At 71.8% G+C, this 25,324-nt stretch carries 16 protein-coding genes; 9 read left to right on the top strand and 7 right to left on the bottom strand.

The annotated features are described in order from the left end of the window. Positions 1-726: 726 nt before the first annotated feature. From ACZ7KF_RS40985 to ACZ7KF_RS40970, 4 genes are all read left to right on the top strand, one after another. Positions 727-1,596, top strand: coding sequence for an HTD2 family dehydratase (locus tag ACZ7KF_RS40985; protein ID WP_471087631.1), 870 nt, complete (start codon positions 727-729; stop codon positions 1,594-1,596). Continuing rightward, on the top strand, positions 1,593-2,405 hold the full coding sequence (locus ACZ7KF_RS40980; RefSeq protein ID WP_471087628.1) for an HpcH/HpaI aldolase/citrate lyase family protein: 813 nt from the start codon (positions 1,593-1,595) through the stop codon (positions 2,403-2,405). Before ACZ7KF_RS40985 ends, ACZ7KF_RS40980 begins: the two co-directional genes overlap by 4 nt. A 468-nt stretch (positions 2,406-2,873) precedes the next feature. Further along, positions 2,874-3,317: a MarR family winged helix-turn-helix transcriptional regulator gene (locus ACZ7KF_RS40975; RefSeq protein WP_471087625.1), complete on the top strand. Its 444-nt coding sequence runs from the start codon at positions 2,874-2,876 to the stop codon at positions 3,315-3,317. A 100-nt stretch (positions 3,318-3,417) separates the two neighbouring features. Further along, positions 3,418-5,139, top strand: a complete 1,722-nt coding sequence (locus ACZ7KF_RS40970; RefSeq protein WP_471087622.1) for an MFS transporter — start codon at positions 3,418-3,420, stop codon at positions 5,137-5,139. A 501-nt stretch (positions 5,140-5,640) separates the two neighbouring features. Here ACZ7KF_RS40970 and ACZ7KF_RS40965 read toward each other — a convergent pair. Beyond that, positions 5,641-7,062, bottom strand: a complete 1,422-nt coding sequence (locus ACZ7KF_RS40965) for an MFS transporter (RefSeq protein WP_471087618.1) — start codon at positions 7,060-7,062, stop codon at positions 5,641-5,643. Positions 7,063-7,434: 372 nt separating this feature from the next. On the opposite strand from ACZ7KF_RS40965, the gene ACZ7KF_RS40960 reads away from it, so the two are divergent. The 3 genes from ACZ7KF_RS40960 to ACZ7KF_RS40950 are packed head-to-tail and all read left to right on the top strand — an operon-like array spanning position 7,435 to position 14,383. Continuing rightward, positions 7,435-9,183: a fatty acyl-AMP ligase gene (locus ACZ7KF_RS40960; protein WP_471087615.1), complete on the top strand. Its 1,749-nt coding sequence runs from the start codon at positions 7,435-7,437 to the stop codon at positions 9,181-9,183. Continuing rightward, the gene (locus tag ACZ7KF_RS40955; protein WP_471087612.1) at positions 9,180-13,346 is read left to right on the top strand and encodes a beta-ketoacyl synthase N-terminal-like domain-containing protein; all 4,167 of its coding nucleotides are present in this window, start codon (positions 9,180-9,182) and stop codon (positions 13,344-13,346) included. Before ACZ7KF_RS40960 ends, ACZ7KF_RS40955 begins: the two co-directional genes overlap by 4 nt. Continuing rightward, complete coding sequence (locus tag ACZ7KF_RS40950; RefSeq protein WP_471087609.1) at positions 13,343-14,383, top strand: alpha/beta hydrolase; 1,041 nt, start codon at positions 13,343-13,345, stop codon at positions 14,381-14,383. The genes ACZ7KF_RS40955 and ACZ7KF_RS40950 overlap by 4 nt, the downstream gene beginning before the upstream one ends. Before the next feature lie 185 nt (positions 14,384-14,568). On the opposite strand, the gene ACZ7KF_RS40945 is transcribed toward ACZ7KF_RS40950, so the two are convergent. Further along, on the bottom strand, positions 14,569-14,997 hold the full coding sequence (locus ACZ7KF_RS40945; protein ID WP_471087606.1) for a VOC family protein: 429 nt from the start codon (positions 14,995-14,997) through the stop codon (positions 14,569-14,571). 804 nt (positions 14,998-15,801) lie between these two features. Here ACZ7KF_RS40945 and ACZ7KF_RS40940 point away from each other — a divergent pair. Beyond that, positions 15,802-17,142 carry a ricin-type beta-trefoil lectin domain protein gene (locus ACZ7KF_RS40940; protein WP_471087604.1) on the top strand — a complete coding sequence of 447 codons (1,341 nt, stop codon included), beginning with the start codon at positions 15,802-15,804 and terminating at the stop codon, positions 17,140-17,142. 187 nt (positions 17,143-17,329) lie between these two features. Here ACZ7KF_RS40940 and ACZ7KF_RS40935 read toward each other — a convergent pair whose 3' ends face one another. The 4 genes from ACZ7KF_RS40935 to ACZ7KF_RS40920 form a co-directional block, all read right to left on the bottom strand. Continuing rightward, the gene (locus tag ACZ7KF_RS40935; protein ID WP_471087601.1) at positions 17,330-17,824 is read right to left on the bottom strand and encodes a hypothetical protein; all 495 of its coding nucleotides are present in this window, start codon (positions 17,822-17,824) and stop codon (positions 17,330-17,332) included. A 59-nt stretch (positions 17,825-17,883) separates the two neighbouring features. Next, entirely contained in the window at positions 17,884-18,006 is a 123-nt protein-coding gene (locus ACZ7KF_RS40930) for a hypothetical protein (protein ID WP_471087597.1), read from the bottom strand. Positions 18,007-18,160: 154 nt separating this feature from the next. Further along, entirely contained in the window at positions 18,161-18,934 is a 774-nt protein-coding gene (locus ACZ7KF_RS40925; RefSeq protein ID WP_471087594.1) for a hypothetical protein, read from the bottom strand. 398 nt (positions 18,935-19,332) lie between these two features. Then, positions 19,333-22,125 carry a helix-turn-helix transcriptional regulator gene (locus tag ACZ7KF_RS40920; RefSeq protein ID WP_471087591.1) on the bottom strand — a complete coding sequence of 931 codons (2,793 nt, stop codon included), beginning with the start codon at positions 22,123-22,125 and terminating at the stop codon, positions 19,333-19,335. Between the two features lie 196 nt (positions 22,126-22,321). Between ACZ7KF_RS40920 and ACZ7KF_RS40915 the strand changes: the two genes are divergently transcribed. Continuing rightward, positions 22,322-23,002 carry an esterase/lipase family protein gene (locus tag ACZ7KF_RS40915; RefSeq protein WP_471087588.1) on the top strand — a complete coding sequence of 227 codons (681 nt, stop codon included), beginning with the start codon at positions 22,322-22,324 and terminating at the stop codon, positions 23,000-23,002. A 254-nt stretch (positions 23,003-23,256) separates the two neighbouring features. Here the strand turns inward: ACZ7KF_RS40915 and ACZ7KF_RS40910 are convergent, their stop codons facing one another. Further along, positions 23,257-24,681 (bottom strand): non-reducing end alpha-L-arabinofuranosidase family hydrolase, encoded by a 1,425-nt coding sequence (locus tag ACZ7KF_RS40910; RefSeq protein ID WP_471087585.1) that lies wholly within the window; start codon positions 24,679-24,681, stop codon positions 23,257-23,259. Positions 24,682-25,324: the final 643 nt, after the last annotated feature.

The following is a 25,324-nucleotide window of genomic DNA, read 5'->3' as shown; positions in this document are numbered from 1 at the left end:
TCAACGCCCACAAGGCGGGCACCATCAAGGGCCTGACCGCCGAGGTCGGCGCGTCCCTCACGTCGGGCGCGGCCATCTGCGAGATCAAGGACTGACCCCCCGTACGACACCGCCGTACGCTCCGTACGACACCGCCGTGCAACACGCCGGGCGCGCGGCCTGCCCTCGACAGCGGGTCGGCCGCGCACCTCGCCTGCGCGACCGATGAGGGATACGGACCACCCGGCAAAGCACGTCCGCCGCAGCCGGCGGATCCGCCACAGGGGACATATGGCGGATCCGCCGGCTTCGAGGGCGTGTGCGGTCGCCCCCAGGCCGCCCGGTGCACCGCAGCGGAGTGGTGCACCTGGGAACCTCCCTCGTTCCGGCAGCATTGCCATCATGGGTGGTCATGCACCTGTCGGTGAAATACCTGTTCATGATGGCGCCATGCCCGGTGCGGATGCCCGGGTATCGGCAGGCGTCGCGATCCGCAGCCACCGCTCGGGCCCGCACCCCGCGTCTCGGGCTCTCGGCGGGACTGCCATGCGACTCGAACATGCCACCATCCGAATTCTCTATTGTTCCCCGCCCTCCATCAGCGGACATGATGGCGCTGAGGACGACGCGCCGCACCGCCGGCGCGGGCCGGTGGCCGCTCTCGAACCGTATGCGGAGCCATGTGTGCTCGGTCCGAGCCCCTAGCCAGTTGTCTCCGAGCCCCTAGCCAGTTGTTGAGGAGAAGCCATGGACGTTGCCCAGAACGGGCTCGGTTCCTATGTGGAGTCGTGGAGTCCCGGAGCGGTCAGCGAGGACGACGCCCTGTCCCCGGCCCCGGTCGCCGCGCTGTCGGCGCTGCTGGACGAGCCGCGTCCTGTCGCGGCGGCCGGTGACCCGCTGCCCCCGCTGTGGCACTGGCTGTACTTCCTGAACTGGCCGGCGCAGCACGAGCTCGGCCAGGACGGTCACCCCGAGCACGGTCACTTCCTGCCACCCATCCCGCACCGGCAGCGCATGTTCGCGGGCGGGCGCTGCGAGATCACGGCGCCGCTGCGCCTGGGCGTCCCCGCCCGGCGGGTCAGCAGCCTGAGCTCGGTGACGACGAAGCAGGGCTCGACCGGAGAACTGCTGTTCGTCACCGTGCGCAGCGAATACGCGCAGGACGGCCGCGAGTGCCTGGTCGAGGAGCAGGACATCGTCTACCGGTCGGGGCGCGGCGCGGCGCAGCATCCGGCGGATCTCGACACCGCGAGTGGGCCGCAGTCGGAGGACGCCTGGCAGCTTCCGCTGCGTACGGACCCCCGTCTGCTGTTCCGGTTCAGCGCCGTCACGGCGAACGCGCACCGCATTCACTACGACGCGCCGTACGTCTGGAGCGAGGAGGGCTACCCGGACCTCGTGGTGCACGGTCCGCTGCTGGTGCTGACGATGCTGGAACTGGTGCGCCGCAACGCCTCCGACCGCGCGGTGCGGTCCGTGTCGTACCGGCTGCGCCACCCGGCGTTCGCGGGCGAGCGCCTGCTGGCGTCCGGCGTGCCCACGGACCGAGACGCCTCCCTGCGCATCGCCACCCACCGCGAGCAGCGCCACGCCACGGCGGAGGTGAGCTTCGCGTGACCCTGACCAGAACCCGGCTGGAGACCGCCCGCAGCTTCCTCTTCGTCCCCGGGCACCGGCCGGACCGGTTCGACAAGGCGGCCGCGGCCGGGGCGGGCGCGGTCATCATCGACCTGGAGGACGCCGTCGCGGGCCAGGACAAGGAGCGTTCACGGGAGAACGTCGCCGCGTGGCTCGGCGCGGGCAACAGCGCCGTGGTCAGAATCAATCCGCCGGGCACGCCGTGGAGCGACGCCGATCTCGAAGTGGCGTCCCGTTACGGCGCTCCCGTGATGGTGCCCAAGTCGGAGGACCCGGCCGTGCTGGCGGACCTCGCCTGCCGTACGGCGGGCAAGTGCCTCCTGCTGCCACTCGTCGAGACGGCCACGGGCGTGGAGCGGGCCGTGGAGGTGTGCGCCACGGCCGGCGCGGTCCGTGTCGCCTTCGGCAACGCCGATCTCGCCGGTCAGCTCGGCATCGCACACGACGACCACACGGCGCTGACGTACGCCCGCTCACGGCTGGTGTCCGCGTCGGCCGCGGCGGGCCTGTGCCCTCCGGTCGACGGTGTCACCACCAGCGTGAAGGACACGGACGCTCTCACCGCGGACGTCCTGCACGCCCGTCGCCTGGGTTTCACGGCGAAGCTGTGCATCCACCCCGGGCAGATCGCCACGGTGACGACCCACTTCTCTCCCACCGAGAGCGAGCTGCGGTGGGCGCGCGGCGTGGTGGACGCCGGGGAATCGGTGACCGTGATCGACGGACAGATGATCGACAGGCCGGTGCTGGACCGCGCTCGGCGCATCCTCGCCGCCGCGAACGGCTGACGCGCGCGACCGTCGGCGAGCCGGACGCCCGCGCCGCCGGGAGGACCGCGCCGAGACGACCGGGAAGGCCGGACAGGAGCAGGTCGCCGCGCTCGGCGCTCCGCGCAGCACATCGGTGGCCATGGCTGAGGCCGGCGACGCAACACGCGTCGCCGGCCTCAGCCATGCCGTCCGGCTCCTCAGCCATGCCGTCCGGCTCCTCAGCCATGCCGTCCGGCGCTCCAACCAAGCCGCCGGCCGTGCGGTCCGAGGCGCCGGCGGCCGTTGCGGCGTCACTGCGCGAGGGGTGCGCTTCCGGACGACGCCGTCCGGAAGCCTTTCCCCGCAAGGGACTTGCCCGGGGTGCGCCCGGCGCGCGTTCGCTGGGAGAGCAGCCCTCTCGTCCTCCGCCGCACGCCTGCGCACCCCCTCACGGATTTTGCTTCACAGTACACGTAGATGCATAATGGGGTTATGCATAAGCGGGTTATGGATCCTGCACCTCCGACCGTGCCCTCCGAGGACCTGATGGTCGCCGTGGAGCAGTTGGTCCGGTACGTACGACGCAGCGCCACCGCCGGAGGCCTGAGCACCGCGGCCTCGTCCGCGCTCGGCCGGCTGGGCAGCGAGGGGCCGCAGCGACTCACCGAGCTGGCCCGGGCGGAGAACGTCTCCCAGCCGAACATGACCCAGCTCGTCACGCGCATGGAGCGGGCCGGGCTGGTGCGGCGCACCGCCGACCTGACCGACGGCCGAGGAGTGCTCGTGGCGGTCACCGACACCGGACTTGAGGTGTTCCGGCAACGGCGGGCCGAGCGCGCCCGAGCCCTGAGGCAGCTCGTCGAACAGCTGACGGAGCCGGAGCAGGACGCGGTACGGATCGCACTGCCGGCCCTGTCCCGCGCCATCGGGGACCGTCACGTGCAGCCCTGACCCCCGGGACCGCCCGCAGCACCGACCCTGAGGCCGCCGGGCGCGTCCCGAGCCCACCCCGTCGAACCACCGTCACCACCATGACTGGAGAGAAGCGGTAATGAGTACACCGCGTGGAGAGAAAGCCGGCCCCTTCCAACAGCCGAAGGCCGTCTGGGCCGTGGCGTTCGCCTGCGTGATCTCGTTCATGGGCATCGGTCTCGTCGACCCGATCCTGCCCGCCCTCGCCGAGAGCCTGCACGCCACGCCGAGCCAGGTCTCCCTGCTGTTCAGCAGCTACCTGATCGTCACGGCCGTGGCGATGCTGTTCGTCGGCTGGTTCTCCAGCCGGTTCGGCGCCAAGCGCACCCTCGTCATAGGCCTGGCCGTCATCGTCGTCTTCGCCGCCCTGGCCGGGACCACCGACTCCGTCAACGGCATCGTCGGCTTCCGGGCCGGCTGGGGCCTGGGCAACGCCCTGTTCATCGCCACCTCCCTGGCCGTGATCGTCGCCTCCGCCAGCGGCGGCTTCGCCGGCGCGATCATCCTGTACGAGACCGCGCTCGGCCTCGGCATCGCCATCGGCCCACTGCTCGGCGGCGAACTGGGCGCGATCAGCTGGCGCGGCCCGTTCTTCGGTGTCGCCGTCCTCATGGCCGTCGCGCTGGTCGCCACCCTCGTCTTCGTGCCCTCGCTGCCCAAGCCGAAGCGCCCGACCTCGCCCATCGCCCCGCTCAAGGCACTGCGCCACCGCGGCCTGCTGACCATGGGCGTCATGGCCCTGCTGTACAACTGGGGCTTCTTCACCATGCTCGGCTACGCGCCGTACCCGATGAAGCTGAGCGCCCATGAGCTCGGGCTGGTCTTCACCGGCTGGGGCCTGCTGGTCGCCGCCTTCAGTGTCTTCTTCGCCCCGCGGCTGCAGGCCCGCTACGGCACCGCCCCGGTGCTCTACGCCAACCTCCTGGGCCTGAGCATCGTCATGACGGTCATCGCCGCCGGCGTCGGCACGCCCAGGACCGTCATCGTCGCCGTCATCGTCAGCGGCGCGTTCATCGGGATCAACAACACCCTCACCACCCAGGCCGTCATGCTCGTCTCCCCGGTCGAACGCCCGGTGGCCTCCTCCGCCTACGGCTTCCTGCGCTTCATCGGTGGCGGCCTGGCCCCCTACGTCGCCGGCAGGCTCGCCGACGCCACCGACCTGAGCGTCCCCTTCTACGTCGGCGCCGGCACCTTCCTGCTAGCCATCGCCGTGCTCGCCAGCGGACACCGGCTGCTCCAGCAGGCAGAGCAGCACACCGGTGAGGCCGAGTCCGTGGAGCCGTCGCTCACCGCCGTCGGCGCTCCGGCCCCGACCGACGTGCCTCCCGTCATCGTCGCCGTCGGCGCCCACGAGCGGGCCGACGCCATCGTCGACGCCGCCGCCCGGATCGCCCGTGACACCGGCAGCCCGCTTGAGGTCGTCCACGTCCAGCAGACGGCCGTCGTCGAGGAACAGGCCGTCGAGGTCGAGTCCCCCGACCAGGCCCGGGCCGCCGTCACCGCCCACGTCGACCGGCTGGCCTCCATCGGGGTGGCCGCCACCGGCCAGATCCTGACCAGCGTCGGCGACCACGCCGCCGCCGGCCGCATCCTGGCCCGCCACGCCGCGGACGTCCACGCCCGCGCGGTCGCCGTGGGCCGCTCACCGCGAGGGCCCGTCGCACAGTTCACCGACGGCAGCTTCACCACCGCCCTGACCCACACCGCCGACTGCACCGTCGTCCTCGTCGACGCCGGCCAGACACCCCGGCGCCTGACGAAGGCCAGCCTGGCGGAGCTGCGCGGCAGCGCCGTCTGATCCTGGTTCCACCTCACGTTCACGGGCTGCCGCGCACAACTCGCGCTGCAGCCCGCGGCGTTCCCGGCCGGTGACTCGCACGGCTCTCCCCGCTCTCCGGCCGGCCACGGCAGCGGCCTGGGCGCCACCCGATGACGACGCGTCGGGATGGTGTCGCCGGAAGTCCGCCGGACGACAGTGGCAGGTGGCCGATTGTCGTGATCGCGAGGTCTGCCCTCGGGGCACCGAGCGAGACCCTCCGCTGTCCAAGAAGATAGACAGTCGAAGAGCCGCATCCCCGGCACAGTTGGTGGTCGCAAAACCGGACTGCGCAGAACCGGAGCCTCGGTTCCCCAGAACGACGGCCCGCAGTCTGGAGGCCGACCGAAGGGGTGCCAGGTGATGCGCGGGATGACCGTCGACGACACGTGTTCGGACGCTCGACGACGACATCGGCCTCCGGTTCCCCGACGCACCGGGCCTTTGAGCCGTTTCCGCGACCGGCCGCGGAAGACGCGGCCCTCAGGTGTTCCGGCGGCCGGGGCGCGGGGCCGTCGAAGTGCTCTCGCGCAGCGCGTACAGCGTGACCAGGGCACCGAGGAGCACACACCCCGCGGCCAGGCGGAGCCCGAGGTGGTAGCCCTCGAGGAAGGCCTCGTCGGGAGTGTGTCCCGCGCCGAGGGCGGCTTCCTGCCGACGGGTGAGCACCGCGCCGACCAGCACCACACCGAACACCCCGGAGATCTCGCGGGCCGCGCTGATCAGGCCGGACGCCATACCGGTGCGGTTCTCGGGCACCCCGGCGACGGCGCACACCGTCAGCGGAGCGGTGAGCGCCGAACCCACGCCGATCAGCGTCAGCCCCGGCTGGAGATCCATCCAGCCGGCTCCGGCGCCGGCCCCGGACACCCACCACAGTCCACCGGCGACGAGCGCCAGACCGGCCGCGACGGACCGGTGGACACCTGCCAGGCCCGCGGCTCGCTCGGCGAAGGGAGTCACCGCGAGCAGGGCGAGGGCGAGCGGCAGGAAGGTGAGGCCCGCCTCGGCGGGCCGGAAACCCAGCAGCCGTTGCAGGTAGAGGGCGGTGAAGAAGAAGACGCCGTTGACGCCGATGCCCCAGAGCACTTGGGCCAGCGCTCCGCCGCCGAGGGATCGCGTGCGCAGCAGGTCCAGCTCCACCAGCGGCTGTGTCGCCCGGCGCTCGACGCCGACGAGGGCGAGCACGCACAGGGCCGCGCCCGCGAGGCAGTACGGCACAGGCGCGGCTCGGAAGGAGTGGTCGCCGCCGCGCACCAGGCCGTAGGTGAGCAGCAGCGGGGCGAGCGCGGACAGCGCGATGCCCGGCAGGTCGAGCCGGGGGAGGAGACCGGACGTCGGCTGCTCGCGTGCGGCGGGTACGGCCGCGGTCAGCGCCAGGGCGAGCGCCCCGAACGGTACGTTGAGCAGGAACACCCAACTCCAGCCCCAGTGCTGGGTGACGAGGCCGCCGACGGCGGGGCCCGAGGCGAGTGCCACGGCCAGTGCCGCCGTCCACAGGCCGATGGCCGGCGCACGACGCCGCTCGGGCAGGTCCGCGGCGATCACGGCGAGGGTGGTCGGAATGACGAGGGCGGCGCCCGAACCCTGCACGGACCGGGCCGCGATGAGTGCCGCGCCGCCGTCGGCGAGGGCCGCCGCGGCCGAGGCCGCGGTGAAGACGACGAGGCCGGCGGCGAGGACACGCCGTCGGCCGAACAGGTCGCCGAGCCGTCCGCCGGGCAGCAGCAACGCGCCGAAGACGAGCACGTAGCTGCTCGCCACCCACTCCAACCCGGTCACGGAGAGCCCCAGTTCACGCTGGACGGTAGGCAGGGCGACGTTGATGACCGTGTTGTCGAGGGTGGTGACGAACCCGGTCAGCGCGACCAGGACGAGCAGGGCTGCAAGGCGTGTACGGCTCAACGCCGGCCTCCTTGTGTGCGGGGACCGCCGGCCTGGGGACACATGTCCCGGAACCCGGATCCACGGTCGTCGGCCCGCCGGGCCCCTGTCGTGTGCGGCGCGCCGATCACCACGGCTGCCGGTGCGATGGGGTTGAGCTGCGGGAATCGCGCCTTGTCGGCGCTGGTCAGGGCGTCTCGGTCTCACCCGGGTCCGCGCTGAACGGACATGTTTCAGTCTTTTTCTGAACAAGTTCGAACGAACCTGCCCCTACAGCAACATATATTATGTTTCACTCGCTCGGAGGGTGCCGTTCCCTCAAAAGTCACCAGACCGTCGCCCCCCGCTTCTCCTCGGAACTCCCCCGTGCGCCTGACACATTGGAGCCGTCGCATGTCCGAAGAAAAACCCCCCACGGACACCCTCCTCACCGACCACCTCGCCCACTGGGCGGCCGTGGAACCGCACTCCCCGGCCTTCACCTTCGTCGACTTCCCGGAGTCCGACTCCCTCGGCCGGCACAGCACTCTCACCTGGCGCGCCCTCGACCTGCGCGCCCGTGCGGTCGCCGAGGCACTCGCACGTTCCGTGAGGCCGGGCGAACGTGCCGCGCTGGTACTGCCGCAGGGCCTGGACTACGTGGCCGCCTTCCTCGGCTGCCTGTACGCAGGTGTGACCGCGGTGCCGCTGTTCACCCCGGACCTGCCGGGCCACGAGGGACGCCTCGCGGCCGTGCTGGCGGACTGTGAACCCTCCTGCCTGCTCACCGACGCGGCCACCGCGGACCACGTCCTCGACTTCACCGCCGAACACCGCCTGCCGGAAACGGCGTTGCTCACCGTCGACGGCCTGACCTCCCCGGCCCTGACCGACGCCGAGCCGCCCAGGCGCCCGGCGCCCGAGGACATCGCCTACCTGCAGTACACCTCGGGTTCGACCCGCACGCCGGCCGGCGTCATGATCACACACGCCAATGTGGTCGCCAACGCCCACCAGGGCATGGCGAGCCTGGGAGTCCGGGACACCTCGACGACCGCGGTGGGCTGGCTGCCGCTCTTCCACGACATGGGCCTGGTGCTGAGCGTGGCCGCCCCGGTGGCCGGCGGGCTCGCCTCCGTGCTGATGGATCCGGTGAACTTCCTGCTGGCGCCGGAGCGATGGCTGCGGCTGCTGGGGTCGGCCACCCGGGTGGTCACGGCGGCACCCAACTTCGCGTACGACTACTGCGTCTCCCGTATCGACGCCGACACCGTCGAGGAACTCGACCTCAGCGGCGTCGCCGTGATGCTCAACGGCAGCGAGCCGGTGCGGCCCACCACCCTCGACCGCTTCCGGGACCACTTCGCCGCCGCCGGACTCGCCCCCGAAGCGCTGTGCCCGGGCTACGGACTCGCCGAAGCCACCGTGTTCGTCGCCGCCGACCCGCCCTCCGCTCTCGCCACCGCCGTCGACTGCGACCCCGCCGCGCTCACCGAGGGCCGTATCGCTCCGGCGGCGGACGAAGCGCGCGCCACCCGCCTGATGCTGTGCGGAACACCCTCCGGGCAGCAGATACGTATCGTCGCCCCGGACAGCGGCGCGGTGCTCGGCGAGGACACCGTGGGCGAAATTCAGGTGTGCGGCCCCAACGTGGGCGCCGGCTACTGGAAGAAGGCCGCGCTGAGCGCCGAGGTGTTCGGGGCGCGTGCCGCGGGCGACGCCGACGACGGGCCCGGCTGGCTGCGCACCGGCGACCTGGGCGCCCTCCACGGCGGAGGGCTGCTGGTCACCGGCCGCCTCAAGGACCTGATCATCGTGGACGGCCGCAACCACTACCCGCAGGACGTCGAGGAGACGGTGCAGCAGGCGGTGGACGCGGTGCGCCGCGACCGGCTCGCGGCGTTCTCCCTGCCCGGCCCCGACGGATCCCCGGATCTGCTCGTGGTGGTCGCCGAGCACCGCCGCCGACAGGAGGCGGACGCCGAGGCCGCGCTCGCCGCCGCCCGCGCCGCGGTGGCGAGGCGGCACGGGCTGCGGCTGGCCGAACTGCTGCTCGTCGCACCGGGTTCGGTGCCCCGTACCTCCAGCGGCAAGATCTCCCGGGCCGCCACCCGCAACCGCCTGCTGAGCGGTGGCTTCGACGCCGCGAGGAGCACCCGGTGAGCGGGCCGGACAGGGCCGCGCTGCGGGCGGCGCTCAGCGGGGAACTCCACCGGCGCTACGGCATTCGCCCCGACGAGCTGGCCGACGACCGCCCGCTCGCCGAACTCGGCGTCACCTCCCGCGACGCCGTGGCGCTGGCCGCCCGCCTCAGCGAGCTGTCGGGCACCGCACTGCCGGCGACGCTGCTGTGGGAGACGCCGACGGTGGGCGCTCTGCTGGCCCGGCTCGCGGGCGGCGAGCCGCAACCGTCACCGGCCACTGCGCCGTCCGAGATGCCCGCGCAGTACGGGAGTTCGGCGACCGCGGTACACAGCCCGGCGGTCGCCGTGATCGGGGTGGGCTGCCGGCTGCCCGGCAACGTGCGCTCGGCGGCGGACTTCTGGCGCCTGCTCTGCGAGAAGCGGGACGCGGTGGGACAGGTACCCGAAGGGCGCTGGGCGGACTTCCTGCCGCCGGGCGCCGTACCGCCCGCCGGCATCGCGCGGCACGGAGCCTACCTCGGGCCGGCGGACGGCCCGGACGGCATCGCCCGCTTCGACGCGGAGTTCTTCGGCATCTCCGCGCCCGAGGCCCAGACCATGGACCCGCAGCAGCGCATCCTGCTCGAAGTGGTCCGCGAGGCCCTGGACCACGCGGCGGTGCCCGCCGACTCGCTGGCCGGCACCCGCACCGGCGTCTTCGTCGGCGTCAGCGGCAACGAGTACGCGCATCTGACCGCCGCCGCACTCGACGCCGTGGGCGGCTGGACCGCGACGGGCGCCTCGCCCAGCGTGACCGCGGGCCGCCTGTCCTACCTCCTGGATCTGCGCGGGCCGAGTCTCGCCGTGGACACCGCCTGCTCCTCCTCGCTGGTGGCCGTGCACCAGGCGGTCCGCTCGCTGACCGCCGGCGACAGCGACACGGCGCTCGCCGCAGGCGTCAACCTGCTGCTGTCCCCCGCCGCCACGCTCAGCCTGCAACGCGCGGGAGCACTGTCCGCCGGGGGCCGCTGCAAGGCGTTCGACGCGGCGGCGGACGGCATCTCGCGCGGCGAGGGCTGCGGGGTCGTGGTGCTGAAACGGCTCGCGGACGCCGAACGCGACGGCGACCGTGTCCTCGCCGTCATCGAGGACACGGTGGTCAACCAGGACGGCCGTTCCAACGGGCTGACCGCCCCCAGCGCCGTCGCCCAGCGTGCCCTGCTCGAAGCCGCGCACCGCGAACCGGCCACCGTCGACTACGTGGAGGCCCACGGCACCGGCACCCCGCTCGGCGACCCCATCGAGGCCGGCGCGCTCGGCGCCGTGCTCGGCGCCGGACGGGCCCCGGACCGGCCGCTGCTGATCGGCTCGGTCAAGACCAACCTCGGGCACCTGGAGGCAGCCGCCGGGATCACCGGCCTCATCAAGACGACGCTCTCGCTGCACCACGGGCGCATCCCGCCGCAGCTGCACTACACCGCGCCCAACCCGCACGCCGCCCCGGAGGAACTCGGGCTGCGCGTGGTCACCACCACCGAGCCCTGGCCGCGCTACTCCGGCACCGCCCGGGCCGGCGTCTCCGCGTTCGGCTTCAGCGGCACCAACGCCCATGTCGTGCTGCGCGAACACCGGCCTCCCGCCCGACGGAAGCCGCCACGGGCCGCAGGCCGGCCGGCGGTGCTGCTCCTGGACGCGCCCACCGACGACCGGCTGCGGGCCCAGGCCGGCGAACTCGCCGACTGGCTGGCCACCCCGGCGGCCCGCACCGTCCGCCCCGCCGACCTCGGCCGCACTCTCGCAGGGCGCACCGGCCGCGGCCGTCGGCGCGTGGCGGTGGTGGCCCGCGAACGGGACGACATCACCCGCGCGTTGAGCCGGTTCGCGGCCGGCGAGGCCGACGAGCACCTGGTCACGGGATCCGGCGCGGTGACCGGCCCCGGGGCCGTGTGGGTGTTCTCCGGGTACGGCTCGCAGTGGCCCCGGATGGCCCGCGGGCTGCTGGCGGCGGAACCCGCGTTCGCCGCCGGGGTGGACGCGCTCGACGGGGTGATCCAGACCGCGGCCGGCATCTCGCTGCGCGACTCGCTGATGACGGACACTCTGCCGGAGACCACGGACGTGGTCATGCCGGTCCTGTTCGGAGTGCAGGTGGCGCTGGCCCGGCTGTGGTCCTCGTACGGGCTGCGGCCCGCCGCGGTGATCGGGCACTCCCTCGGCGAGATCGCCGCCGCGGTGGTCGCGGGCGCCCTCGACGTGGAGACCGGGGCCCGCATCGTCGCCGCCCGCTCCCGGCTGATGGCCACCGTCGACGGCGGAGCGATGGCGGTGCTGGACCGGCCAGAGGCCGAACTCGTCGAGTTCACGGATCAGTTGCCAACCATCCAGCTGGCCGTGCACTCCTCGCCCCGGCACTCGGTGGTGGCCGGGGACGCGGACGAGGTGCGCCGCCTGGTCGACCGGATCACCGCGGTGGGCGGCTTCGCCCGTCTGCTGCCCGTGAGCATCGCCGGCCACACCCCGGACGTCGATCCGCTCCTCGGCCGGCTCGCCCGGGACCTCGGCGAGGTGCGGGCGACCACGCCGCACACCCGCCGCTACACCAGCGTCCTCGACGACCCCCGCTCCGAGACCCTGTGCGACACGGACTACTGGCTCGCGAACCTGCGCCGCCCGGTCCGCTTCACCCAGGCGGTGCGGGCCGCGGCCGAGGACGGACACCGCGTCTTCGTCGAGATCGCCCCGCACCCGACCCAGCTGCACCCGCTGACCGAGACCCTGCGGGCCGCCGGAGCAGAGGACCCGCTGGTGACAGGGACCCTGCGGCGCGGCACCGACGACGCCCTGTCCTTCCGCACCGCGCTGGCCGGCCTGCTGGTCCACGGGGTGCCGTTGCCCGGCGCCCGCGAGAGCCTGCACCCGCAGGGCAGGATCGCCGACCTGCCCTCGCCGCGCTGGCGCCACCGCACCTTCTGGCCCGGCCGCACCCCCGAGCCCGCCCCCGCGGATCCCGCACCCGAGCCGGGAGCCCGGACGCACGACCCGCTCACCCGGCTGCGCGCCTGTGTCGCCGAGGTGACGGGCCACAGCAGCGCACGTCTGGACCCGGACGTGCCACTGACCGAACTGGGCCTCGACTCCCTCATGGCACAGCGCATCCGCACCGCCGTGGAGCGGGAGTTCGCGGTCACCGTGGAACCCGCCGTGCTGCTGAACCGGGCCACGCTGCGGACGCTGGCCGCCACCCTGCCCCCGAACGGGGGGAACGACCAGGACGCCGGCAGCGCCGTGGAACGTCCGCCGACCGGGCAGCACACGGCCCGGCCCCGGCTCCTGGGCGACGGCGGCCCCGGCGTGCGGTCCAGGTCCGCGCCCGGACGGCTGCGCAGCTTCGCCGGGGACGGCCCCGGCGCCCCGCTGTTCCTGGCCCACGCGGCGGGCGGACTGAGCGACGTGTACGAACCGCTGGCGCTGCGGCTCGACGGCACCCGGCCCGTCCTCGGGTTCGACCGCGTCGACGACCAGGACGACGTCACCGCCCGGGCCGCCGAGTTCGCCCGGCGGATCCGCGAGTACCGGCCGGCGGGCGGCTGGCTGCTCGGCGGCTGGTCCTACGGCGGCCTCGTCGCTCAGGAAGCCGCACGGTTACTGGCCGGCGAAGGCGAGGTGAGCGCGCTGCTCCTGTTCGACTCCGTGCTCCCCCTGCCCGCACCGCGGTTGACGGCCGAAGAGCAGGCCCGCCGCAGGTTCGCCGGTTTCGCCGCGTACGTCGAACGGGTCTACGGGGCCGAGCTGTCACTGCCGTACGAGGAACTCGTGGGGATGTCCGACGCGGAGCAGATCGGCCACGTGATCAAACTCCTCGAGCAGGCCGTCGACCTTCCGCCGGCGGTGCTGGAGCACCAGCGCACCTCGTATCTGGACCTGCGGGCTGCGGAGCGCCACACGCCGCGCCCCTATGCCGGGCGCACCCTGCTGTACCGGGCGAGCGAGCCCGCCCCGCACACGGTGCGCGACGAACGGTACGAACGCACCGACGAGTCCCTCGGCTGGGAGGCGTACTGCGCCGACCTCACCGTCTCCCCGCTGCCCGGCCACCACCTCGCCCTGCTCGACCCGCCCGTCGTCGACACCCTGGCCGCGCTGCTCCGCCGCGACCTGCCCGAGCCCTCCCCCGACCGCCCGTACCGAGGAGACAGAGCATGAGACCGAGACCCGCCCAGCACGGCGCCCCCGCCTCCGGTACCCGTAGCCGCCTGGCCTCGCTCAGCGCCGCCGTCACGCTGGTGACCGTGACCGCGGTGGGGACGGTGATCGCTCCGGCCGCCCTCGGCGCGGCACCCGCCGCGGCGCTCGGGGAGCAGCCGGCCGCCGACGGTGCCCGGATCGTCGCCACGCAGAAGCTCGACGACCGCACCCTCGACCTGACCGTCGACTCCCCGGCCGTGGGCAGGCAGGTCAAGACGCGGGTCGTCCTGCCGGTGAACTGGACGGGCGATGCCTCCCGCACCTGGCCGGTGCTCTACCTCCTGCACGGCGGGCACGACGACTACACCTCCTGGAGCCGGGAGACCGACGTCGAGCGGTTCCTCGCCGACAAGGACGTGCTCACCGTGATGCCCGACGCCGGCCCGACCGGCCTGCCCACCAAGTGGTGGAACTACGGTCAGCCGGGCGCCGACTACGAGACCTTCCAGCGCGTCGAGCTGATGCAACTGCTGCAGTCGAACTACCGTGCAGGCAGCGCCCGTGCGGTCGCCGGCGTCTCCACCGGCGGCTACGGCGCCATGGCCCTGGCAGCCCGGTATCCCGGCACGTTCGGCGCGGCCGCCTCCTACAGCGGTGTCCTGAACACCACCGATCTCGGCACCGCGCGGCTGCTGGGCACGATCCTGGTCCGGGAGGGGCTGTACCCGGACACGCTGTGGGGCAACCTGCTGTTCAACGTCCCCAACTGGATCGCCCGCAACCCCACCGACCAGGCCGACCGGTTGCGCGGGACCCAGCTGTACGTCTCCCAGGGCCAGGGTGGCGGGGTCTTCTCCCAGGATCCGGAGGGCGGCATCCTGGAGGGCTCCCTGTGGGACCAGGCGCACACCTTCACCCGCCGGCTCACCGGTCTCGGCATCCCGGCGACCGTGCACTTCTACGACGGCGGGGTGCACGGCTGGGCCGACTGGGAGCGGGAGTTCACGGCTTCCTGGCCGGTGCTGGCCAAGGGGCTCGGCCTCACGAGCCCCTGAGCGCCTTCTGCCGGTAGCGGCTCACTGGCGTACGACCTTGACGCTATGACAGCTCGCCCCGCTGTCCGGGGTGTCGAAGTCGGCCGCCAACCGCGTCATCGGCCACGTGGAAAGGCGTGCACAACTCCCGTCCCACGCCGAGCCGGAGAAGCCCAAGGGAGGTGCCTCTCCGGCTCGGAGGACGCTCAGTCGATGCAGAACTCGTTGCCCTCGATGTCCAGCATCGGGATGCACGAATCATTGCCGTCGTACAGCGTCTGCACGTGCACCGCGCCGAGGGGGACCAGCCGCGCGCATTCGGCCTCGAGTGCCGCGAGGCGCTCCTCCCCCACGAGGCCGGTGCCGACCCGCACGTCAAGATGCACCCGGTTCTTGACGGCCTTCCCCTCGGGAACGCGCTGGAAGTACAGTCGCGGGCCCACCCCTGAGGGATCTATGCAGGCGAACCACGAGTCCCGCTGCTCAGGCGGCTGCGAGCGCTTGAACTCGTCCCAAGTGGCGAACCCCTTGGGCGGGGGCGGTACGACGTACCCCAACACCTCGCACCAGAAGCGAGCGAGGCGCTCTGGTTCTGCGCAGTCAAAGGTGACCTGGAACCTCTTGATCGATGACATCGGCGCACCATAGCAGGGTGATTCCGCCGCTCGTTTCCCCAGGCGGATCCGCCCGCCACCCGGTCACACCCGGGGCCTTGGACCGCAAGTGATCGAGCCGGACGGTCCAAGCATCGGAGCCGCCCCCAGGTCCCGGTTGGTCACGGCGTGTGTCCCAAACGCCGTGCTGGGCGATGGTGGCCCCCGCGGCGGCCAGGATCACCCCGGGTATGGGTGTGGCCTTCTTCATCTCCTCTCTCATCGACGCTGCCGAAGGCGCCTACGGGTTGTTCAGCGTCCAGCCCACAGCAGGCTCGCCCGGTACGGCGGCGGACTTCTCCATCGAGGACGAGGTCCGCCGGCTAACCTCCTCGCCACCCCACCCCACCCCACGCCAGGCCCACCCAGCAGTGGAAGCAACTCCCAGTACACCTGCTGCCCTGACCCGACCCGGAACGTGGCGAGTTGAACGCTCCCGGTCCTGGCTGAGTGGCTACGGCAAGATCCGCCCCTGCTCCACCGCGTGGTGGTGCTTTGGGGCACAGATCCAGCACATCAGGGCACCATGACGGCCGGGCTCCGCGCAGTCGGCGATGAACTCCTCGTACCTTCGACATCGACGACGCCACCCTCAACACACGTTCCCCGCAGCGGGGTTGACTGCTGCCGGGGGTGGCGGCCCGGGCGTACGGCGCACCGGCGTGTGCCGGAGCCATCGGCCGGGCGACCGTCAACAGCACGGCCACACCCTACTGCTGACCGCCTTCAGCTCACCTCTTCGGTCAAGGGGGCGACATGTCTCCCCCCGCGAGAATCAGGAAAGCCATGGTCCCCCGACGCCTTCTCCGCAGATACCTCCTCGCCGCCCTGCCCGCCACGCTGGTGGCCTCGGCCGTCCTCGGCCCGGCGCGGGCCGAGACCGACGCCCCGGCGGAAGCGACCACCGCCACCTTCTCCGACTCCTTCGACGGCCCCGCGGGCTCGGCGGTCGACGGTTCGAAGTGGACGCTGGAGACCGGCGACAACGTCAACAACCACGAGCGGCAGTACTACACCTCGGACACGAACAACGCGGCCCTGGACGGCCAGGGCCACCTGGTGATCACAGCCCGCAAGGAGAACCCGGCCGGTCACCAGTGCTGGTACGGCAGCTGCCAGTACACCTCGGCTCGGCTGAACACCGCCGGGAAGTTCAACGCGCGGTACGGCCATGTCGAGGCGCGCATGAAGATCCCGCGCGGCCAGGGCATGTGGCCCGCGTTCTGGATGCTCGGCACGCCGGTCGACTGGCCGGACTCAGGTGAGGTCGACGTGATGGAGAACGTCGGCTTCAAGCCGTCGACCGTGTACGGCACCCTCCACGGCCCCGGCTACTCCGGCTCGGGCGGCATAGGCACCGGCTACTCCCTGCCGAACGGCCAGGCCTTCGCGGACGCCTTCCACACCTTCGCCGTCGACTGGGCACCCGACTCGATGACCTGGTCGGTGGACGGCACCGTCTACCAGCGCCGCACCTCCGCCGATCTGGGCGGGAAGACGTGGGTGTTCAACAAGCCGTTCTTCCTGATCCTGAACCTCGCGGTCGGCGGCTACTGGCCCGGCGACCCCGACGGCTCCACGCAGTTCCCGCAGCAGCTGGTGGTGGACTCGGTGTCGGTGACAACGAGCGGTAGCACGCCCAGCTCGACCGGCAACACCTCAAGCGGCAGCACCCCCAGCTCAAGCGGCCGCACCACCGGCACCACCGGCTTGAGCCGCGGCACCACCGGCTTGAGCCGCAGCGCCGCCGGCTCGCCGATCCAAGGCCCCGCGGGCAAGTGCGTGGACGTGGCCGGCACGAACTCCGCGAACGGCACCCCGGTCCAGCTCTACGACTGCAACGGCACCGAGGCGCAGACCTGGACCGCCGGCTCGGACGGCACGCTCCGGGCGCTCGGCAAGTGCCTGGCCGCGACGGGCGACGGCACGGCGGACGGCTCGACCGTCCAGCTGTGGGACTGCACCGGCGGCCCCGACCAGAAGTGGACCGTCACCGGGGCACACGAGATCGTCAACCGGCAGGCGAACAAGTGCCTCGACGTCGCGGGCGACAACGCGGCCAACGGGACACGGCTGCAGATGGGGACCTGCTCGCGCGGCGCCGACCAGAAGTGGACGGTCGGCTGAGCCGCCGCCTCAGCGGTCCGCTTCGCGGGCGGAGACAAGTACAGGACTCCGTCCGTCACCGGTGCCCGTGACGCAGCAGGGTGCTGACACCGGCGCGCAGCGGGTCCTCGGCCGGCGGCCTCCCGTGCGCCGCGCCCAGGGTGCCGCCGAGCGCCAGCCCGAGCATCCGCCCCCGGCCCGGGTCTCCTCAGCCCTGCTGCTCATAGCGGTGGTCGTAGTAGTCCTCGCCGCCCACCAGGACCGAGGTGACGTACTTCGGCAGGCCGTCGGCGTCCCGCTCCACCTCCTGGGAGGTCTGCCGGGTGAAGCCGAGCGAGACGCCGGGGATCACCGGGTACTCGGGCTGTGAGGTGTCGACGGTCCAGCCCCGGTCGGCGGCACGGCGGAAGAGCTCCTCGGCGGGGGTGGTGAACACCTCGTCCCCGTCGAGCAGGACGCGCGTGCCGGACGTGCGGCCCTCGCCGGGCCACCACAGCTCGATCGCCGTGACCTGGGTCCCGTCCTCGGCCAGTGCCTGTAGGCCTACGTGGTCGAGGGTCCAGGACGCCTTGGCCGAGTTGCGGCTCGGGCGGCGCAGCACACGGGGCTCACCCCAGTCGGGCACCGCGGCGAGCGCCTCTTCGAGCGTCGTACCCAACAGGATCGGCGCGACTCCGCGCGGCGGGTCGAGTACCAGATCCAATGCGTGCCCCTTGCTTCGTCGTCGCGGCTCAGGTCGGAACCTGTAGTCCAGCCCTTCCTCTACAGCATGGCCTGGAACTTCCAGTTGTTCTTCAGGCTGTCGACCATGTCCTTGATGTGGGTGATGCGGGTGTCGTACTTGTCGCCGTAGAGATCACGTATCCCGTCGATGTCCATCTTCATGACCTCGACCCGGCGTCCGGCGTCCAGGCCCTTCCGTGCAGCCCTTGGCGATGAGGCCCTCGGGGTCCGTCCGGGTCCGCGGATCGGTCACATGGGCGACCGGATGGCGCCCCTGGCGCACGCGTCCGTCCGGCGTGCCGCGGCCCGCGCGGGATCAGCGGAGCTTGGTGGGGTCGAGAACCTGGTCGGGCGGCGGCGGGGTGGTGTCGACGGGCTTGTTCTGGTCGGTGAAGGTGAGGTCCACAGGCTCGTTGCCGCCTGCGACCGTGCCCCTCAGGAGGTACGGCTTGCCCTCCTTGGCGATGTAGACGGTTGCGGTCTCGGTCGTGGTCCTTTCTGCGAGTACGGCGACCGGCCGGCCGGCCACGGTGGCATCGGCCTCGCGGGTGGAGTTTCCGTCAGATACAGGGCTCAGTGTCTCGATGAGGCTGTCGAGACCGTTGCATATGCGCCCGAGAGTCTCCGACATCATCTTGGGGGGCTTGATCCAGTGGCCCGTGAAGAGGGCGATCATTTCCTCGGCCTGCTCGGCTGTCATCCCTCGGCTGAAGGTGGCCCGCCAGAAGTTCTCCTCTGCCTTGACGTAGACGAGGGAACCCTTCTTGATGATGTGCATGGCGCCCAGGGAGTTGCCTACCGTGCCGTTGCAGGAGCCGCGGACGTCCATGGCCAGGTCGACCTCTACTTGTCGGCCGTCGCTGTTGGCCTTGCCGGTAAGGCGCATGCTCGTGATGTTCTCGAAGGCTTCCCGCGCCTGATCGCCGATCTGCTCGGGCGTCATGGTGTCGAAGGGGTGCTTCGTCCTGGTCGCCGACGCGGTGCTCTTCGCGTGGGCCTCGGTACTGTCCGGGCTGCAGCCGGTGATGATCACCGCGGTGGCGGCGCACAGCAACGCGGTGGCCGCGCGGTGGGCGATGTGGTGCTTCACGTGCGGGTTTCCCTCCCCTGTTGAACCTCGCTGACTGTATGCGGTCAATGCACGGCACGCGCAGGGGGATCTGATGGTCCAAGAACTCCTACCGAGACAATGCAGATGCCGCCAGCAGATGAGCGCGCACTCGAAGGGTGGGAAAGGCTTCGTGGAGGTCGGCGCGTATCTCCCAGCGGATCCGCAGGCGGCGGAACCAGTGCAGATGGGCGAACGCATGCTCCACCCGCAGCGCCGGGCACCCGGGCCGGAGCCGTGCTCGGTGCCGCGCCGGGCGGTCGGCGGCTGCACGCCGAGCCCCCGTCCGGAATGGGGACTCAGGACTCATGGCCGCGACGGACGCACCGCCCATGCCACCGCTCCGATCGCCAACCCGGCGAATCCGTGCGGTCACATCGCTAGTGGAAGTGGGCGGCCAGTTCGACGCGGGAGCGCACGCCAAGTCGAGTGAAGACGTTCCTCAGGTGGTACTCGACGGTTCTGACGCTGACCATCAGCACCTCGGCGATCTCCTGGTTGGTCGCGCCCCGGGCGACCAGCTCGCAGATCCGTGTCTGCTGCGGTGTCAGTTCCGCGCCCGCTCCATGCCCGCCTTCGCCGAGCCGGGTGGGGGCCGGCACGCGGGCACCGGTAGCGCGGAGCTCCTCGGTGGCCCGCCGGGCCCAGGAAGCGGCACCGAATTGCTGGAAGATCTGTAACGCTTCTCGCAGCAGCTCCCGTGCTGGACGGGGCTTGCGGGCGCGCCGCAACCGATGGGCGTGGAACAGTTCGGTCTTCGCCAACTCCAGGACGGCTCCGTCCTGTTGGTGAAGTCGGGCGGCATGTCGGAACTGCTCGTCGGCCGCCGCGTCGTCGGACGCCAGCAGCGCGTGGCAGCGGTGGGCCAGGGCGAGCCGGGCGGCGCTCGTCCCGCTGGCCGCCCAAGCGTGGTAGGAACGCAGCGCTTCCGCCGCCTTGGCACGCCGGTCGCAGCGCACCGCGGCCTCTACGAAGTGCGGTGTGGCCAGCTGGCGGATGACCAGGTTCGTCTGGTTGCCCACGGCGGTATGAGCCATGCCCGTGAGTTGGGTCAGCGCGTCGGCGGGCCGGTTGTCCGCGAGATCGGCGCAGGCGGATGCCCAGCGGCCGAACGCGGCCGGGCGGCCCAGCCCCCACAGGGACACCTGGTGTGTGATGGACCGCAGCCTGGCTGCCGCGTCTTCCCCGTTGCCCTGCAGCGCGGACACCAGCGCGAGCACCGCCAGGTGATCCACGGCGAGGTTGCGCTGCCCTGTCTGGCGGGCCAGCCGCAGCCCGTCCAGAGCCGCTTCCTCGGCCGCCGCGCAGCGGTCTGTCAGCAGCGCGGCCAGGGCCTGGTAGACGAGTGCGGCGGGCACCAGGGAGAGTGCGCCCCGACCTCGGGCCGAGTCGGCCGCGGCGACGGCGAAGGCGTGGGCACGCGCGGCGTCGCCCAGGGTGTATGCGGCCTGCCCGGCCCACAGTGCGCAGTACGGGTCCGGGATCCCCTCGGCCAGCCGCATCACCCGCCGCAGCAGCCGGCCTGCCTCCCGGTGCCGGCCTTCGAAGGTGGCCGTCATCCCCGCGAAGTGGTCGACGACCAGGCGCGTGGTGAGGGTGGTCTCCTTGTCGGCGCTGCGCCTCAGGGGTGCTGCCTGCCGGGCCAGCGCGAAGTACCCGGCGAAGTCACCGGCCAGGGAGGCTGCCTCACCGGCCAGCATCATCGCGCGCGCCGCCGACTCATGGCATTCGTCCAGGAACAGGTGGGCTGCCGAGGAGAGTTGTCGGCATGCCTCTGCCGGCGCGCCGTCGCGCAGCAAGCGTTCCCCTTCGGCCATGTTCCGCAACGCACGTGTCCCCTCGGGTACGCCGTGCGGCGGCACGCGGCGCAGCAGGTTCCGGGCGCGGGTGTCCTCCCCTGCCAGGAAGGCGTGCCGGGCCGCCAGGGTCAGCCACCGCTCTCGCAGCTGTGGCCGTGGCGCGAAGTCGGCCGCCTCTTCCAGCGCCTCCCCGGCCGCGTGATGGCCGGCATCGCCGACCGCCCGCTCCAGGTCGGCCGCACCCTGCTCGGCGGGGCCCCTACCGCAGGCCAGCCGGTGCAGCGCACGGCACAGCCGGGACCGGTGGGGGTCGAGTACTTCGGCCAGAAGCAGGTGCGCGGCGTGCTGTGCGGCGAGCGGGACCTCTGCGCGCAGTACCTGGCGCAGCAGCCGGCCTGCTACCGCCACCGTGCCGTCGTCGGTCACCACGATCAGCTCGCCGGCCAACGCCCTGTCGATCGCGCTCGGGTGCCATCCCGCCCGGCGGGCGGCGGTACGCAGCACATCCGGACCGAGTGGGCCGCCGACGAGGACAGTGGCGATCACCGCCCGGGCCCCGCCGGGCAGTTGCCGGAAACGGTGGGCGTGGTCGGCCTGCCATCTGCTGCCCTGAGGCAGGGTGAGGGGGCCGCACCGGTCGTCGGCGTGGGCAGCGGCCGCGAGTTCGGTCAGTGCCAGGGGATTTCCGGCCGCGAGAGCGAGCGCTTCCGCCGCGGTCGCCGGGCACAGGTCGGCCGCCCGGCCCGGGGGCGCCGCGTCCGCCAGCAGCCGGCGGGCCGCCGCGTCGTCGATCGGCGGCAGTCGCAGCGTGTCGATCCCGTCCAGAGCCGCGAGGGCCGGATGCCCCGTGACCGCGGTGAGCAACAGGCCCACCCGCAGGGCCTCCACTCGGCGGGCCAACAGCCCCAGTACGCACAGTGAGAGGGGGTCCAGCCGATGCGCGTCGTCCACGCACAACAGCACCGGCCGCCCGGCACCCGAGGCTTCCAGCGTCCAGCGCAGCGCCGAAGCGACCGCGAGCACCGCCTCCGGCGGGCATCGGCCCGCGACGACCCCGGCCAGGATCTCCGCGTGCTCCGCGGAGGGCTCCGGCAGGTCCTCGGTCAGTCGCAGCACCAGCCGCTGGCACCATGCCCACGGCACCGCGGCCTCCGAGTCGACACCCCCGACGTGGTGCACGGTGCACCCGGCGGCTGAACGCACGGCGGCGGCCAGGAGCGCCGACCGCCCGCTGCCGGGCTCGCCCGTCATCAGGACGGTGGCTCCCCGCCCGGCGCCCAGCCCCGCGACCACGTCGCGCAGTGTCCGTTGCGCATCGGAACGCCCATGCAGGCGCACCGAGCTGCGGGGCGCCGCGTTGCTGTCGCTGTCCATGACGGCAGTGTGGAGCGGGAGTTGTTGAAACGGAAGGGAGTTGCCCCGCGTCTGCCGCTCCCTCCGAGGGTGATGTGCGGCATCACCGCGCCGCGCGGACGACTGGTGGTTCCACCGGTCCGCGGGCAGTCGGGCCCGCGCACACTCCTTCCCGATCGTTCCCGTCAACCGGGGACGCGGAGAAGGGAGTTCCCCTGTGCGACACCTGCGCGCCCTCTTGCTCGCCGTGCTCTCGGCCGTGGCGTTCGCCGCGTTCGGGATGTCCGGTACCGCCGATGCGGCGACCAGCGGCCGTACCCCAGTGATCTTCGTCCACGGCTTCACCGGCAACGCCACCAACTGGGGTGCCGCGAAGACCGTGTTCAGGGCCGACGGCTACGCCGACGGCGACCTGTTCGCGTACGAGTACAACTGGACGCAGTCCAACGCGATCAGCGCCGGCGGCCTGGCCGCATACGTGCGGCAGGTCCTCGCCACCACCGGCGCCCACCAGGTCGACATCGTCAACCACTCCATGGGCGGCCTGGTCAGCGACTGGTACGTCAAGAAACTCGGCGGCCAGCCCTACGTCCGTCACCTCGCCTCCATCGCGGGAGCCAACCACGGCACCACCGCGGCCGGTACCTGCCTGGTGGATCTGTCCTGCGTGGAGATGTTCCCCGGGTCCGCCTTCCTGGCCACGCTCAACGCAGGCGACGAAACCCCGGGCGACACCCGGTACGCCACCTGGTACTCGCCGTGCGACGGCGTCATCGTCCCCTACACCAGCACTCCGCTCGCCGGTGCCGCCAACCATCTGGTCCCCTGCCAGACCCACCTCGGCTTCCTGGCCGACATACCGACCCTCCAGGCTGTCGAGCACTTTCTCGGCAGCTGAGCCACCTGTCCTGGCTTCCGGCGGAAGCGCGTGGCGGGTACGGCGGTGCGGGGCCACCGCGTCACGACCGGCGGTCCGTCCCTCCTGATCGGGCGGGCGCGCTGCCACCACCACAGAGGAGCCCCAGCCGACTTGTGGCTGGGGCTCCTTGAGGCGGCGGGTCCCCGGTCAGCAGGCGGAGTCGCCCATGTCGCGCACCGCTCGTCCACGCCCCGGTGGACCGCACCACGTCACATCACCGCGGCTCGGGAAGTTCAGCGCTGCAGGGTGAGGACACCCGGCCGCCACGGCAGTTGGTCGTAGGGGCCGGTCGCGGTGGGCGACTTGCCCTGGTAGAGGAACTGCAGGTTGCAGGGGTCGACGGTCATGGTCTGGTCGGGGTTGTTGCGGACCAGGTCACCGTGGCTGATGTCGTTGGTCCAGGTTGCGCCGCTGTTGGCCTTGCCCGCGAAGGGGTTGCTCTCGCTGCCGGCCTGCGGGGTCCACGAGCCGCTCAGGCTGGATGCCGTGAAGGAGCGGAAGTAGCGTCCGTTCGCGCCCATCGCCTCGACGATCATGAGGTACTGGTTCTGGCCCTGAATTTTGTAGACCTGCGGCGCCTCGAACAGGTTGGCCTTCGTGTCGCTCATGACCGTCGTGTACGACGAGCCGAAGTTGCCCGGGAAGTTCCCGATCGGCATGCTCGCGCGGTAGATCTTGCCGTTGTCACCGGCGAAGAACAGGTACATGTTCTGGCCGTCGGCGATGAGTGTCTGGTCGATCGGGCCGGTGTCGGAGCCGGAGATGCTCCCGGTGAACAGCGGCTGCGGAGAGGACCAGCCGTTGGGGTTGGTGGGATCGCTCGACGTGCGGTAGACGAAGGGTGACGCCCCCCACTGGTACGCCAGCACCCAGATGTTCTTGGGTGCGAAGTAGAACAGCGTGGGCGCCACTGCCGCCTGGCTCATCCCGGTCTGGCCGGCCGATGCCATGTCCGACCAGTTCGTGAAGGGACCGAACGTCATCGAGCCGTACGACGATCCCGACACGTTCGACGCGTAGACCAGGTGCTTGCCGTTGTAGACCACGTTGGTGAAGTCCTTCAGCGAGACCCACCCGTGGGCCGGCTGCGCCAGGACACCCGTCGACGTCCACCGGTAGGTCGACGGAAGGGAACACGTGCTCGGCGGGGTCGGCGTCCCGGACAGGCCGGTCCACTTCTGGTTGCTGCCGCCGTTGCACGTCCCCAGCTGCACCGCCGTGCCGTTGGCCGTACCGGCACCCGCGACCTCCAGGCACAACCCGGACTCCACGCCGACGACCGTGCCGTCGGAGTTCACCCGCCACTGCTGGTTCGCACCGCCGGAACAGGTCCAGATCTGCACCCGGGTACCGGCCCCGGTGGCGTGGCCCGGAACGTCCAGGCACTTGTTGCCGTACACGGTGAGCTGATTGCCCTCCGTCAACGTCCACTGCTGGTTGGTTCCGCCCCAGCAGTCGTAGATCTGCAGGTACGTGCCGTCGGTCTGGTCGGCGTTCGGCACATCGAGACACCGGCCTGAACCGACACCGCGCAAGGCGCCGTTGGTGGCCGCCTGAGCCGGGACGGCGACGAGCATCGCCGCCAACGCGACCAGCGCCGCGGCCGCGGCGCCGAGTACCACAGACAGATGCCTGCGGCTGAAACTTCCTCTGCGCATAGAGACTTCCCAAACCTTGAGTAAGCGGATCCGGTCGACCTCGTCAGAGGTTGTCCGGACTGTCGGTGTGGTGCGGTCCGAAGCGGTTCGTGAGTACCACGGCTGCCGTGAAGAACCGGCAGTCGTTGCCCATGGAGGACATCCGAAGGCGCCCCCGTGGTGCGGGTGGAGCGCCGCCAGGTCAGCGTGCTCGATATTTCGAACGCATGTCGAAGTCTCGAGCAATCTGGATGATAGGGAGCGAGTAAACGAAGTCAATAGTTCTCGCAGGGTTCGCCATCGGGATCGAAACATTCGGAAGCGATGGATACGGGGTGCGCAGGTCAGGGGCCATTCCCGTCGGTGGGCTGTGCGCAAGGCGGTTCGCCCGCGTCGCAGCAGGACTCAGGAGACCGGTGGTGACACGGCCAGGCGCCTCTCCGCTTACCCCCACCCACTAGATCTTTCCGAATGGCGTCCGAAATTTCGAAGCCCTCCGGGTGATCCCTAGGTCTGGAGGAACCGATGTGCTCAGACGATCGCAACGGTCAGGGTGCTGTCCCGCGACTCCAGCTGCACAGGGTTGCCGCGGACGTCCTTGCCGGACAAGACGTCGGTGGGTGCGCTGTCACCACGGCGCGGACGGGCGGTCCTTGCTGCAGGG

It is taken from the genome of Streptomyces sp. NPDC038200, from assembly GCF_055600785.1.
The sequence above is the reverse complement of the archived record's forward strand: the minus strand, read 5'-3'. Positions and strand labels throughout refer to the sequence as shown.

Excerpts from the sequence above, each read along its gene's own strand:
- ACZ7KF_RS40985 (WP_471087631.1), top strand. The coding sequence starts at position 727 with ATGGACGTTGCCCAGAACGGGCTCGGTTCCTATGTGGAGTCGTGGAGT.
- ACZ7KF_RS40975 (WP_471087625.1), top strand. The coding sequence starts at position 2,874 with ATGGATCCTGCACCTCCGACCGTGCCCTCCGAGGACCTGATGGTCGCC.
- ACZ7KF_RS40970 (WP_471087622.1), top strand. The coding sequence starts at position 3,418 with ATGAGTACACCGCGTGGAGAGAAAGCCGGCCCCTTCCAACAGCCGAAG.
- ACZ7KF_RS40960 (WP_471087615.1), top strand. The coding sequence starts at position 7,435 with ATGTCCGAAGAAAAACCCCCCACGGACACCCTCCTCACCGACCACCTC.
- ACZ7KF_RS40950 (WP_471087609.1), top strand. The coding sequence starts at position 13,343 with ATGAGACCGAGACCCGCCCAGCACGGCGCCCCCGCCTCCGGTACCCGT.
- ACZ7KF_RS40945 (WP_471087606.1), bottom strand. The coding sequence starts at position 14,997 with ATGTCATCGATCAAGAGGTTCCAGGTCACCTTTGACTGCGCAGAACCA.
- ACZ7KF_RS40940 (WP_471087604.1), top strand. The coding sequence starts at position 15,802 with ATGGTCCCCCGACGCCTTCTCCGCAGATACCTCCTCGCCGCCCTGCCC.
- ACZ7KF_RS40930 (WP_471087597.1), bottom strand. The coding sequence starts at position 18,006 with ATGAAGATGGACATCGACGGGATACGTGATCTCTACGGCGACAAGTAC.
- ACZ7KF_RS40920 (WP_471087591.1), bottom strand. The coding sequence starts at position 22,125 with ATGGACAGCGACAGCAACGCGGCGCCCCGCAGCTCGGTGCGCCTGCAT.
- ACZ7KF_RS40910 (WP_471087585.1), bottom strand. The coding sequence starts at position 24,681 with ATGCGCAGAGGAAGTTTCAGCCGCAGGCATCTGTCTGTGGTACTCGGC.